This is a genomic window from Vibrio sp. Vb1018, from assembly GCF_033338775.1.
In the GTDB taxonomy this organism is placed as follows: Bacteria; Pseudomonadota; Gammaproteobacteria; order Enterobacterales; family Vibrionaceae; genus Vibrio; species Vibrio alginolyticus.
In genome coordinates this window covers 22,847-35,826 of the sequence record NZ_JAWOTI010000018.1, presented here as the reverse complement: position 1 = coordinate 35,826, position 12,980 = coordinate 22,847, and the positions used below count along the sequence as shown (strand labels likewise).

Genomic DNA, 12,980 nt, shown 5'->3' with positions numbered 1-12,980 from the left:
AATGTACCAATGCCTCGCTGTCACAGCAAGGTATTGGTACACAAACATGAGCAGAAAGCCTCAATTTCTTGCAGTTTCCTAACTTAAGGGCAAAAACCTAAGTTGTTACTGTCCGGTTAACCCTGGCTCACCACGGTAAATCACGCGATCGTTACCACGGTGAATACCGAAGGTGACGACGGAGGATGGGTTTTCTTCGGAGCCATCATTGTCCCAGTCGTATTTGAGCCAAGGGAGGTTGTTAGAACCGCCTTCAAGCTGCAACCAAAGTCGAGATTGTTGACGTCCCACAGGGTTACATGTATTCGGATCTTGCCGAGCCGATAGCTCTCGCGTCGCACCATCTGTAACCGTGTCATTTCCTTCTAGCAAAATCGAACAATCGCTTTTGTAATCAGGCCAAATTGTCTCTGGATTTCCATCAAGCACTGAATAAATAACCGTTCCGTCATCATCTATATTTTGCACAAAGCGCTTACGATTATTATCCCAATACTCGACACGTAGTGGGATATATAGAGTCGTACCCTGATTACCACCGATATCATCTAGGTTAACGCGACCGAAACGTATGTCGGGTTGCTCAGAAAGAACTGGATCACCATATACCGCTATTGGGTCCGGCTCTATCGCTACACCAACTTTGATATCACTCGCCATTGTTCTGCTACCATATAGATTATATGGTCCATCTTCGTAACCTACAGCAGCGATTTTTTTCATCCAACATAAGCCTTCTATCGCATTACATTTACCACTTAATGGGGGAGTCAGTGTGAAGCGTTGAATACTTCCCAAAGCGTCTACCCAAGAAGGTGTTAAATTACCCTGAGCATTAAACCGATTCAACGAATCACTCAACTCAAAAGATGCTACATGTTCTTTGTTGAAGTATTTATAATTTTCTACTGATTTTGGAGCATCCCCACCAGTCAATACCTCTACTTCGTACCACATAGAATCAAAGTTTTGATTCATATAGTTAAAGCTTTGACTTCCTGCATAGTCCCAATGTTGCCCACGCAACTTGTAGAACTTCGGATAGAAACGCCCGAGAGTAATGGTCGCTGGTTGAATCAAGAATGAGCTCTTACCAAGGTAGAGAGACGTATTTTCAACATTACCTTCAGGAGCACTTATTGAAAATTTGAACGCACCTACCTCAGACACAGTTTGAGAAAATGACGTTTTGGCATCATCAGAGGCGATATGTTGATATGTATCTGTGAGAAGTTCTGCTTTTTTCCCGCCGGCGCTTATAGCAGGATATACTACTTCATTTGACACAACCATTTGTTCTTCTTTGTAATTTTTAGCTGGCATGCCACCTTTATCATCTTCACTATACTGAAAAGCAGTAATGCTTATAGTAAATTCCTTACCAGCGGCGATAAACCCTCTATCACACCCAGATTTACTACCGCACCACCCACTTGCCGTTGCTTGGAGGCGATGTGGATAGCTTACAAATGTGCCAACTCCTTTGGAGTCTTCGATTCCTTCAACAGATGCATTAAACGAAACTTTACCTACTTCAGGATAGGTAAACTTAAACTTAGCTCGACCATTATTATCAAAGTAAACATCTCTAAGATAGGCAGGATCATCCTCTGGGCCTGAAATAGTTTGGTCAGAGCTCCAAACAGGCGTACTATTCCCGTCGCTCTTTTTATAATTTAGCGTAACACTTGGTTGCTCTATAGGAGCAACGTCATACGTCATGCTCAACTTAATATCACGAGTAGTGTTTGTTGCTGAACTAGATGAACAAAATTCAAAATAGTTGCTATCTGAAGACTCCTTGTTAGCAATAACATCTTCAGCAACGATAGATAACGTATTACCATGGAATTCAATCTTACATTTTTCAGCCGAAAGCTCATCGCCATTAATTCGACAACGTGTATCCTCAAAACCGAACTGATGAACACCATGGGTATTTGCAATGCCGATGGTCACGAAACCCGCTTTTGCGCCTTGCAGCTGAAGGTGAGTTGACCCCTTAAAGCTAATCGGTGAACTTTGTACCCAATTAGCAACCTCATGAGCTGCACTAGGAGAAAGGGTCACTTGCAAATCTTCGGCATCGGTTATTGAACCAGGATAAAGCGTATCACAGTCTTTATCCATACATGCTCGTAGAATTACATCAGACGGCTGACATGTGCTGCCAACTCCAGAATAATCAAACTCAAAATGATGTATACCTTCTGTTAGTGGTTGGAACTCATCAGCACATATTTGAAAGTTATCAATTTCATGCACATTTTTTACTAACCCAGTAGAGCCCGCTACAGACACTCGAAATTCACTTGGAGCAGTCGATTGAGCAAAACCTTGCATGATATTGAAAGAATCAATAATGTCCTCCCAATTTAGGTTATCGCTTTTTAGTTTCCCTCTATCATCAACATCAACTTTGAGGTTACCTTGGTAGCTGGCTCTTTTGATAGAGACATAAACCCCGGCATCTCTACCATCGATAGCCCGTGAATCAATCGTCATCCGATAACGGTGAATTTCGTCCTTTGACTCATCATCGAGCCTGCCAACCTTACTGTTCTTTTTAATAAAGCGATATCCACCGAACCATCCTTCAGGGAACGTACCTATACGATGGTTGCTCGTATCAATATATTCGCCAGGGCCTTTTTTCTCACCCGAGCCTCGTATTGTTATTGAATGGTCATTCTGTCCCGGACTGCTATCAAGCGGATTTTTATCTTGATAATAGCTGCCTTCGTTAGAGAAATTACCATATTCATCAATACCAAAAGCAATCCATCCTCCAGCAAATCCTTCGATACCGCCGTCGTCAGGTTTCACTCCATACCCTAACGGCCCACCAAATGCACCAGTAGATGGTAGAACACTTGCATCCGAAAAAACAATCGCAACCCCGTCTGCACCAGTGTTGTTACGGTTACCATCGTACGCAAAATGGTCAAATTCAACTTCAACAATGTTGTTGCTTGATGGAAATATATAGTTGTATGCGCCAACCGCAGCTTGGCCCTGTACATTGTTGGTTATTCTCAACCGATTCTTGTGAATAAATGGTTTAGGCTCTGCACCATCCTGTCCATAATAATCACCGCTAAAGTAACCCATAGTTGCCCATTTTTGCTCAAGGTCATATTCTTGATCAAAGGCCTCAACATCAATACATTGTTTTGGATCGGGAAGTGGCTCTGGTTCTGGTTCTAGTTCCCAACCACAAATCGATTCAACATTTGAAACAGGGCACTTAGCAGGGGCATAATCGCAATCAGGTTCATCCACTCCACAATAAATGTCATTGTCGTTGACGTCGTAATCGTCAGATTGCGAGTTTACAGAACCACAAACCGTTGAACTTTTAACTGTAGCTTTTCCATGGGACTTAACCGCTTCAACAAGCGCATAAACACCTAGGTTGTCACCAAGTTTAGATTCAATCAACGATACCTCGTTATCTGTCGATTCTACCCGACCACAAACTAATGATTTTTTAATTTCAACTTTCTTTAAAGCGGAAATATTACCAATAATGGTATTCGTACCCGCATCGCCCTCGAGTTTTATCTCACCATCACTAGTTATTACATCACCTTCTACTGTGGTTTTTTTTAGCGTTATGTTCTCTTTGGCTTTCACATTACCATTGATGGTATTGGGGCCATCTTCGGTTTTTATCTCACCGCGACTGGTCACATCACCTTCAACTGTAGTTTGTTTAAACGTAATATTTCTGTCGGCTGTCACGTTACCATTGATAGTATTGATGCCAACTTCGGTTTTGATCTCACCGCTACTGGATAAGTTAATGGGAGCGTTTGAGTTGCCGACCTGACTATTATCTTTGAGTATAATCTGACCTTCTGCGCGAATAGTCATCTCACTATCAGACACAATGGTTCCGTTATTTAACGTGAGTCCATTCGGGCATACGTAGGTTGTAGGCCTAACAAAAAAATTAAATCGGTGTTGGTAACTACCGTTATCACACAAATACCTTGCATCTTCAGGTTCCCACCTCCACCTCCCCCGGTCCCAACTCGGCGTAATATCGTACTCTTTCGCGAGGACGTTAGCCGTACTCGTCATCCATATCAAGGCTAAGAAAATCAGTTTTTTCATTCTTATTATTACTCCCTTACCCAAATCTCTTGCTGTCGCTGAACTTTTGATAAGCCCGAGCCACAAACGGCCAGACTTCTAACAACATATAAACTTATATCTTTACCAATATTGGTATCCGGTAACTGACCAACAGGCTTGCATTTTAGAGTCGCCTCACATTTCGGATCTATCAGACTGCTAGGAATAGTGACACTGCCGCTACTTATAGCGGCACAGTTAACAGAAACCGCTGGCGAAAGACCCAGTGGATAAAACTTTGTTAACACCCAATCATTACTCGATTGGGCTGTAAACCATGCTTTTGTACCCAAAAAATCACGAGTTAAACCACTTTGGTTAGACCAAGTCACTTTCATTAGTGATGCCGCCAAATAACCCATTACGATAATGACAAAGAGCGTCACAATTAACACATTGCCTTTTTGCTTATTATGGAACATTCAGCACCTGCACATCTTGTTGATACACACTATTTTCACCGGACTGTTCAAACGCGAACCTCAGATGCACGAGCCCGCCTCGATGAAGCGATGTATCATCATATTTGAAATAGCTCTGAGATTGGTCATCAACATAAATAAGATTGTCGGCAATTATTTCGCCGTTACGCTGTATCTGTGTGCCTACAAAGCAATATTTCACTGACTTAGATGGATCATAGAGATAGTGTCGATTAGAAACGGAGCGACTAGTTACTGAACTAGCGCCGTTAATGATCTTGTATGATTTATTCGAATCTGGAGAAAGGGCTCCAACATCAACACTATGAGTGGATGAGGTTAAATCACTTAACCGTGTTGGGTTAATCACCATTTTCAAGCCACTATCAAATTCGGGAGCATTATTACCAAAAAAACCCACCACAAACTGTATATCATTACCAGAAATCGCATAAAAACCAGAGTGCTCTATAGGCATAAAAATCAGGCAGTTTTTCTCTTTCTCATCGATAAAAAAACTATTCGGCACCGCATGACGAATCTCTCGAGATATTTTCTCAATAACGAATTGCGCCTGAGTTTGTAGTCTCTGCCTATCAATAGTATCAGCATAGCCCTTTGCTCCTAACTGCAAATAACCAGCAATCCCGAGCATGATAAAACTACTAATCACAATAGTGATGACCATTTCTATTAAAGTGAAACCACAATTTTTCATTAGTAATTTCCCCTTATCGCAGACAGTGTTAAAGGCTGTGTTTGTCCGGCGTAAATAGTCATAGTGACTCGTTTATAAGGCGTGATATCTTCCTGTGAAGGATTATTGACACCCGTTCCATCTGATTCAACGTATTGCACTTTCACTTCAACTCGAAAGTTCTTGTAATCATTTGCCATAGACGTGCCAAGAACGTTACTCAGCTCGTATAACGGCGTAGAGTTACAGCTGGCCTTTGTACCTTGTGTATACCAGCAACCGATATAGTCATCGACATCATTAAAACTAGCTGGGTTTGATTCACCGCTATCTGCCCCAAGACTTGTGGAACAATCCTTACCACCAAGGACAGTCTCACTACAGCGTACTAAACCACCATCAAAGTCGCTGTTTTCATCGAAGCCTCGCGCCAATATCTGCGACATGAAACCTTGGCCTAATGCGGCCGCGCGGGTTTGATAATGAGGATTGGCAGAATCTCTAACCTGAGGGACAAGAAAAGAGGTGAATGCCACCATCGCTATGCCCATTAAGACAATCGCGATGATCATTTCAATTAAGGTCATGCCGCGAACTTTTCTCATAAGCATGATCCTTTGGAAACATAGCCTTGACTATTGATGTTTACTGCACAGCGGCTTTCGCCATTTTGGTCTTCAATTAAGATGTTTACTGCACCGCTTACAGGGTTACCTAACAGGTTAAACTCGATTGGGCTAGTTGCACCATTGATGATTGAAAACTTAGCCGACTTATCGATAACCACATCACTGCGAGCATCTTGTGCATTACCCGTCAATGAACATGCTGCTGTTGAACCAATACAAGCACTAGTTATTGATAAGCAAAAATTGGTATAGCTTGGATCTTCTTCTGATTTATAGCTACTTGGAAAGCATCGTTCTGGGTAAGGCTTATCAGGTATATCAATATTCGACTGCATTCGATTAACTTGTACCTGACGAATGACTGAGATGACTTGTTCCTGAAGTGCAAATGCAGAAAAACTGCCAGAGCCCACAAAACGGCTGGCTGCAAAAAGTGAAAGGATAGAGAGGAGAACAATCACGAGGATTAACTCCATTAACGTGAACCCTAATGCAGAGCTGCGAATTTTCATAACCCAACCTTAGGCTTAGAACAAGCGAGATAAGTATACGATGAAATTATGAGATTAATGATAGGTTTATAATTTTTCGATTCGAAGTGTGAACAGACGAACAAATAACCAATGTCTAGTTATTTTGCCCTTTTGAACGACCAATCTCTTCTTCAATTCGATCGTAAGTTTCTTTATTGCTCAGCGTTTCAGAAACGTGCTCAGCGGTCTGCTTGGTTTGCTCCCACTTCGCTTCGTAAGTTTCTGGCTCGAAGCTGATAAATCTTGGTAATACCACATAACCGATCACACCCAAGATAATCAGCACAACCACAAACTCTATTGCACTAAGACCCGATGATTTACGCATATGAACTATTCCGAGATTAATCAAAATAAAGAGATAAAGGCCAGACTAGCTGGCCTTCTTCATCTATTGCTTACAGTGAGTATCAGTTTCTGTTAGCTCTGCTTTACCCGCAGTATTTTCATTTGCAGCTCCGTAGTACACAACACATGCTTTCGTGTAACCTGCAATGCCCACGGCAGCAGCAGACACTGCTGTATCACCATTTGATGGAGTGTAGCTATCGATAGCTTTAATAAACTCAAAATCTTCATTTGAGCCTTTAACACCTAGACCTTCAACCATTCTCGTTAAGTTATCTACAGTTGGTGTCGGGTAGCCGTTTGAAGTATCAACATTACCACCAGCGGCACTTACAGGGCCAGATGACGATTCAATACCTTCAATAGCAGCTTTACCATAAATAATACCAGACGCGCCATTAATCGCACCAGCAAGCCCTTCTAAAGTTGCGTTGCGAGCATCATCTTGCAGGTTAAGGAAACGTGGTGCAGCAGTGACCGCTAGAATACCTAGGATTACAATTACCACTACCAATTCGATAAGGGTGAAACCACCTTGTCTTTTCATTGTTTACTCTCTCTATGTAAGCATGCAGTACAACTGCAAAGTTTTGTTTAGGTCACGCGACCATTTTGGATATTGTCAAAACGGTTTGGGGCAGCAACGTTCACTAAAACTGACCGTGAAGGGATACTGTATCTACCGCTTGAGCAGAATGACGATTCGCCATTATTCGGTTCATGCTGCAATGAGAAAAACACATTATTGTTTACCCACTATTACAGCCTGTTACTTATGGTAATGATTGCATTATACCGACTTTCAATACCAATTATAGTGATTAGGTGTCAAAAAATTCACTCCGCCGACATTTCGACGTCTATTTTCAGTTGATTAGCTGTTGAAATAACTACAATCGACTGACCATTTTCATAAGTGTATTGACAGACATAACGATCAGTTTTGATGACTCCACTGATATCTATTAACTTGTTGGTCATTATTTTACGTTGGGGGTAATGCACCGCTAGCCAATAACCACAATCTAATACACCTTGCTGAGTAAAGGGAGACACTAACCCGTCCTCAGTCATAGTAAGGTTAAAACCATCCATCAGCATATGTTCTGGCTCGCCTTGTACTAGCCAAGCTTGACGATAACGCTGAACACTATCTTGCATCCAAACTCTCGCTAACTTCGCTCCAGTTACTTGTGCTTGCTCGGTCACAGGACGTAATTTGACCGCCAAGCCAACAGCAATGATGGTAGCAATTACCCCAAAAACGATTAGCGTCGCCCGACTTTGATTTTCAACCACCTATTAGCCGCCTTTGATGATGTCGAGCATTCCCCACATTGGTAAGAAGATACCCAGTGCTAGCACCATGACCATGCCGGCGACAATCACCAAAAGTAGCGGTTCTATTCTTGCGGTTAGTGTTTTTAGATCGTAATCGACTTCTCGATCGTAAAAATCCGACACTTCTAGCAGCAGCTCATCAATACGACCGGTTTCTTCCCCTACTGCAATCATCTGAATCACCAAAGGGGTAAAGATTTTACTGTTGATAGCAGTCACTGAGATGGTGCTACCCGCTTCAATCGCGGATTTCATCTCAAGAATTCGATTTTCTAAAAAGCGGTTCCCCAGGGCTTCCCCGGCTAAAGCTAAAGACTGGTTAAGTGGAACGCCTGATTTCAGCATCAACGAGAAGGTTCTAGCAAAACGAGAAAGCTGCGCACGATTAACGATATCGCCTACAATTGGCAGCCGAAGCCGAAACTTATCGAACTTCTCCCGACCATCAGCCGTCGCCACCCACGCTCTGAACACCGTAAACGCGCCAATCATTGCTACAACCAGCAACACCCAATAATTAACAAAGAAATTAGAAGTCGCGATCAAAATACGCGTCGGCAATGGTAGCTCAACCCCAAAGCGCGTGAACATCGATGCAAACTCAGGGATCACCAAGATATTCAATACAAACATGGCGATGGTGATAAAGATAATGACAAACGTTGGATAACGCATCGCCGCTTTAATGCGTTTGCGAGTCTCAAGTTCCTGTTCGTAGTAATTCGCCAGTTGCAATAGCGCTTGGTCAAGCCGACCCGTATTCTCACCGACGTTGATCATAGAAACGAACAGTGGGCTGAATACTTTACTGTGTTGCTGCATCGCAGAAGACAAACCTCGGCCATTACTCAGTTCAGAAACGACATCTTCTAGCGCCTCTTTGAGCTGTTTGTTTTCGCAATTTTGCAACAAGCCACGCATAGAGCGCAGCAAAGGTACGCCAGCTTTAGTCAAACTAAACAACTGACGAGAGAAAAGAATAATTACTTCCAACGGAATAGCAGGCACAAACAGCTTAGATAAGCTCACTTGGCTTTTTGCCGACTCTTTCTCTAAACGTACATTGAGCGGGATGACCCCTTTGTTCATCAATGCTTCCGCCGCAGCTTCTGAGTTCACTGCTTCGATTTTGCCGTTAGTGGATGAGCCGTCTAGCGTGCGGCCTTGATAACGAAAAGTTGGCATTCACTTACCTATATGAAAATGGGATCAGTCTTACCAGAAGCATCACCCTCACCTAGGGTCATCACTTCGTCCAAACTGACGGTGCCTTGTAGCGCCAGTTCCATTGCAGAAGCAAGCAGTGGCTTATAGTTTTCTGAGCGGCGCGCGGCTTGCGCAAAGCCAACCGCATCATTAGCGCGCAATTTATCCATCATCTCTTGCTCAAGTTCGAGCATTTCAAACACACCGATTCGGCCTCGATAACCAGTCAAGTTACAGTTTTGGCAACCTGCGCCTTTATAAAAAATGGTGCTAACTTGATTTGGGAAACGCCCAGCTAACCACTGCTGGCGAGACTCATCTAAGTGGTCTTCTGTTTTACAATCTGGGCAAACTCGGCGCACAAGACGCTGCGCCACCACGGCTCTGACCGCACTAGCAACCAAGTAACCCGGCGCCCCCATATCGATCATGCGTAACGCACTGTCGACAGCATCGTTGGTGTGGAGAGTGCTCAATACTAAATGCCCCGTTAGTGCAGCTCGCAGACCAATTTCTACCGTCTCTTGATCACGCATCTCACCAACAAGAATTATGTCTGGGTCTTGACGTAAAAAGGTTCTAAGAACACGCGAGAAAGTTAGATCGATCTTACTGTTAACCTGTACCTGAGTGATGCGAGGCAGACGATATTCAACCGGGTCCTCTGCTGTAATGATCTTTTTCCCAGGTTCGTTGAGCTCACTCAATGCGCCGTAAAGCGTGGTGGTTTTACCTGAACCTGTCGGCCCGGTAACCAAAATCATGCCGTGCGGACGCGCCAACTGTCGACGTAAGCGAGCAAGCAAGTCTGGCGGCAAGCCCGACTCTTCTAACGGACGCAAACCAGCGGACTGGTTAAGCAGACGCATTACCACAGATTCTCCGTACTGCGTTGGTAACGTCGACATACGAATATCAATTGATTGGCCACGAACTTTGATATTGAATCGGCCATCTTGTGGCAAGCGCTTTTCAGAAATATCTAGGTGTGCCATCAACTTCAGTCGAAGAACCAAAGCCGATGCAATGTTCACTTCATTTAAGAGCGTTTCATGCAATACGCCATCAATACGCTGGCGCAAACGCAATACTTGATCGTCTGGCTCAATATGAATATCCGAAGCTCCAACCTGTACCGCATCTTCAAACATGGAATTAACCAGCTTTACAACGGTAACCTCTTCACTATCGGCTTCATCAATACCGTAATCAAAGCTTTGTACATCTTTATGCTCTTCATGCAGCTGCTCAGCAAAGGAGGCGATCTCTTTAGTACGGCGGTAATAGCGGTCAAAGCTTGAAATGAGCTGACGCTCTGAAGCCACAATGAACTCAAGGTTGTATTGGCCCAACAAGTTCATCAATGATTCTTGGATGAACAAATCCGCTGGGTCGCTCATAGCAACGCGCAGTGTGTCCCCATTTCGAGCAACGACCATCGCACGTAAGCGACGTGCGTGTACCTCAGGTAGAATCTGCACGGCTTCGGCATCCACAGGTGCACGACCAAGATCGATCAGTGGCAAACCAAGCTGCTGAGACAAGAAGTCCAACATTTGCTTTTCGGTAATAAAGCCAAGGTCAATTAACGCATCCCCTAGCTTCTGCCCGGTACTGCGTTGTGCGTTTAGTGCTTGCTGGATTTGTTCTTCAGAGACGATACCTTCCTCTACCAGAAGGTCGCCCAAGCGTTTTCTCAACTGAATTTTCATTGTGCGCTCTCCAACTCTTTCAAGATGCTCAAACGGTCACGGATAAATGCTTGCGATTGATTCGAAATGCCAACTTTACCCAGAGCTTGGTTGTAAGAGTTGATCGCGGTAGTAAAAGCCAGGGCACGCTCTTGTTGAATAGCTAAACCTAACCACCAGCGCGCGTTTTCCGGTTCACGCTGAGTGAGGAGTTGATAGCTCTCAAGCGCAATGTCATTTTGCTTGTGTTTTTGTGCCAATGCCGCACGCATCGCCAAGTAATCTCGACTTGGTACTGGAGGCAAATGAACAAGCGGGCTCAGCGCCGCTTCAGGTTGATTAGCTTTCACTAACAACTTAGACAAGGCCAAGCGGAGTACTTGATTGTTCGTATCTAGGTTGATGCCTTCTTGAATAATCTCATATGCTTTACGCGTGTCACCTTTACCAAAGTACAACGCTGATAACTTTTGACGCGTGTCTGCATTCATTGGCTCATAACGCAACGCCTCGGCATAAGCCGATAACGCCGTTTGCATATCGTTAGCATCGAGTGCCTTTTCCGCTCGACTAACTGCCTTAAGAGAAAGCTGACGATGTGTAAGCTCAACCTGCTCAATACGCATTGAGCTGTTTTCTGATGTCGTGTGGGTTACGGGATCGTATTGTTCCTCGCTCGGCATCGTTGCTAACTGCGCGAGTAAAACTGCCTCTTCAGAGGCGGTATTTATCTCAGATCTTGGCGTGAACCTATCAGTCTCTTGCATGTGAGGCTGTTGCGCTACTGGCTGCGTGGCTGGTTTGGTGTAAACCACATGAGTTGTATCGGGCGTCATTTTACTCGTTGGCGAGTGAGTGCGCTCCGATGAAACAATTGGTGAGACATTCACAGACGACAGTGGCATAGCGTCGGTTTGAAACTGTGATAGCTCGCCTGAAGGGACAGGACCGCGAGAGACCGCCCAGCTACCAACCGCAAGGCTTAACGAAAAACCGGCGACAAGCCAAAGCCAAGGTTTACTGCGTGAGACACTTGGAATCTCCGCACGAGTAAGCTCTGACGGCGATGTTTTTTCAGCAAGTTCTGATAATGCTTTATTGATGGCACTCAAGGTTGACTCCATCCCCAAAATACGGGTGTTTTAAACTTAGGTTTACGGGCATCAAACGTATCGTGCATAGCGGCGTAAACGTGATGATTTTTTAATAGTGTGCAACGATCATTAAATGCAGCAAGCAACGACTTGTGGCTAATTTGGTTTATCAAGCGCGGAATCCCCATGGATGAACGCCAAATCGCTTTTTTCTGTTCAATAGAAAAAATGTGCGCCCCATTGCCTGCTTTATCTAAACGATTATTGATGTAAGCCACGCCTTCATCGATAGAGAGAGGACGTAACTGGCAACTAAACGTAATGCGTTGACGAAATTGCCTTAGCTCATGGTTAGCTAATCTTTCATCCAACTCAGGTTGTCCGAATAACACCAATTGAATGAGCTTATCTTGTTCCGTTTCTAGATTGCCAAATAGACGCAATGTTTCTAAAGCTTGTGGGGAAAGAGCTTGCGCTTCATCAACGATCAAGACGGTTTTCTTTCCCAAGGCATGTACTTGAATCAAGTGCTCTTGAATGAGGGAAACGATACGCAGCGGATCATCGTTCTCGATACCCAACTCTCTGGCGACAGCAAACTGCAACTGCTCCCCATTCAACACTGGATTGGGTAAGTAAATAAGCTCAACTTCAGATTCAATCTGCTCGATCAGCTTACGGCATACCATGGTTTTTCCAGTGCCGACTTCTCCCGTCACCTTAATCACCCCTTCTCCCATTTGCACGGCAGCTAGGATGGTTTGGATCGCCTCATAGTGAGGGACTAACCCCAAGAACATTTCTGTATTTGGGGTTAACGAAAAAGGCTGAACTCGGAACCCAAAGTGTGACAAGTACATACTCGAATCACAAACCTAT

At 44.1% G+C, this 12,980-nt stretch carries 12 protein-coding genes; all 12 read right to left on the bottom strand.

Annotated features, from left to right (window positions below):
• Positions 1 to 105: 105 nt before the first annotated feature.
• The 12 genes from R7Z10_RS17445 to R7Z10_RS17390 all read right to left on the bottom strand — a co-directional run bounded on the left by R7Z10_RS17445 (position 106) and on the right by R7Z10_RS17390 (position 12,961).
• Positions 106 to 3,891, bottom strand: coding sequence for a DUF6701 domain-containing protein (locus R7Z10_RS17445; protein WP_318105397.1), 3,786 nt, complete (start codon positions 3,889 to 3,891; stop codon positions 106 to 108).
• 236 nt (positions 3,892 to 4,127) lie between these two features.
• Entirely contained in the window at positions 4,128 to 4,562 is a 435-nt protein-coding gene (locus R7Z10_RS17440) for an MSHA biogenesis protein MshP (protein WP_213901827.1), read from the bottom strand.
• A complete protein-coding gene (locus R7Z10_RS17435; RefSeq protein WP_213901826.1) occupies positions 4,552 to 5,280 on the bottom strand; it encodes a PilW family protein in 729 nt (242 codons plus the stop codon). The genes R7Z10_RS17440 and R7Z10_RS17435 overlap by 11 nt, the downstream gene beginning before the upstream one ends.
• On the bottom strand, positions 5,280 to 5,864 hold the full coding sequence (locus tag R7Z10_RS17430) for a prepilin-type N-terminal cleavage/methylation domain-containing protein (RefSeq protein ID WP_213901825.1): 585 nt from the start codon (positions 5,862 to 5,864) through the stop codon (positions 5,280 to 5,282). Before R7Z10_RS17430 ends, R7Z10_RS17435 begins: the two co-directional genes overlap by 1 nt.
• Positions 5,861 to 6,400, bottom strand: a complete 540-nt coding sequence (locus tag R7Z10_RS17425; RefSeq protein WP_318105392.1) for a type II secretion system protein — start codon at positions 6,398 to 6,400, stop codon at positions 5,861 to 5,863. The genes R7Z10_RS17430 and R7Z10_RS17425 overlap by 4 nt, the downstream gene beginning before the upstream one ends.
• 115 nt (positions 6,401 to 6,515) lie before the next feature.
• Positions 6,516 to 6,749 carry a type II secretion system protein gene (locus R7Z10_RS17420; RefSeq protein ID WP_005388453.1) on the bottom strand — a complete coding sequence of 78 codons (234 nt, stop codon included), beginning with the start codon at positions 6,747 to 6,749 and terminating at the stop codon, positions 6,516 to 6,518.
• Positions 6,750 to 6,812: 63 nt separating this feature from the next.
• Positions 6,813 to 7,316, bottom strand: coding sequence for a type II secretion system protein (locus tag R7Z10_RS17415; protein WP_318105391.1), 504 nt, complete (start codon positions 7,314 to 7,316; stop codon positions 6,813 to 6,815).
• Positions 7,317 to 7,606: 290 nt separating this feature from the next.
• Positions 7,607 to 8,068, bottom strand: a complete 462-nt coding sequence (locus tag R7Z10_RS17410; RefSeq protein ID WP_318105388.1) for an MSHA biogenesis protein MshF — start codon at positions 8,066 to 8,068, stop codon at positions 7,607 to 7,609.
• A 3-nt stretch (positions 8,069 to 8,071) separates the two neighbouring features.
• Positions 8,072 to 9,295: a type II secretion system F family protein gene (locus R7Z10_RS17405; protein ID WP_005381186.1), complete on the bottom strand. Its 1,224-nt coding sequence runs from the start codon at positions 9,293 to 9,295 to the stop codon at positions 8,072 to 8,074.
• An 8-nt stretch (positions 9,296 to 9,303) separates the two neighbouring features.
• Complete coding sequence (locus R7Z10_RS17400; protein ID WP_005381188.1) at positions 9,304 to 11,028, bottom strand: GspE/PulE family protein; 1,725 nt, start codon at positions 11,026 to 11,028, stop codon at positions 9,304 to 9,306.
• On the bottom strand, positions 11,025 to 12,119 hold the full coding sequence (locus tag R7Z10_RS17395; protein WP_258657000.1) for a lipopolysaccharide assembly protein LapB: 1,095 nt from the start codon (positions 12,117 to 12,119) through the stop codon (positions 11,025 to 11,027). The genes R7Z10_RS17400 and R7Z10_RS17395 overlap by 4 nt, the downstream gene beginning before the upstream one ends.
• Positions 12,116 to 12,961, bottom strand: coding sequence for an ExeA family protein (locus R7Z10_RS17390; protein ID WP_005381192.1), 846 nt, complete (start codon positions 12,959 to 12,961; stop codon positions 12,116 to 12,118). Before R7Z10_RS17390 ends, R7Z10_RS17395 begins: the two co-directional genes overlap by 4 nt.
• Positions 12,962 to 12,980: the final 19 nt, after the last annotated feature.

Coding starts and splice junctions, on each gene's coding strand:
- R7Z10_RS17440 (WP_213901827.1), bottom strand. CDS start 4,562: ATGTTCCATAATAAGCAAAAAGGCAATGTGTTAATTGTGACGCTCTTT.
- R7Z10_RS17435 (WP_213901826.1), bottom strand. CDS start 5,280: ATGAAAAATTGTGGTTTCACTTTAATAGAAATGGTCATCACTATTGTG.
- R7Z10_RS17430 (WP_213901825.1), bottom strand. CDS start 5,864: ATGAGAAAAGTTCGCGGCATGACCTTAATTGAAATGATCATCGCGATT.
- R7Z10_RS17425 (WP_318105392.1), bottom strand. CDS start 6,400: ATGAAAATTCGCAGCTCTGCATTAGGGTTCACGTTAATGGAGTTAATC.
- R7Z10_RS17420 (WP_005388453.1), bottom strand. CDS start 6,749: ATGCGTAAATCATCGGGTCTTAGTGCAATAGAGTTTGTGGTTGTGCTG.
- R7Z10_RS17415 (WP_318105391.1), bottom strand. CDS start 7,316: ATGAAAAGACAAGGTGGTTTCACCCTTATCGAATTGGTAGTGGTAATT.
- R7Z10_RS17405 (WP_005381186.1), bottom strand. CDS start 9,295: ATGCCAACTTTTCGTTATCAAGGCCGCACGCTAGACGGCTCATCCACT.
- R7Z10_RS17400 (WP_005381188.1), bottom strand. CDS start 11,028: ATGAAAATTCAGTTGAGAAAACGCTTGGGCGACCTTCTGGTAGAGGAA.
- R7Z10_RS17390 (WP_005381192.1), bottom strand. CDS start 12,961: ATGTACTTGTCACACTTTGGGTTCCGAGTTCAGCCTTTTTCGTTAACC.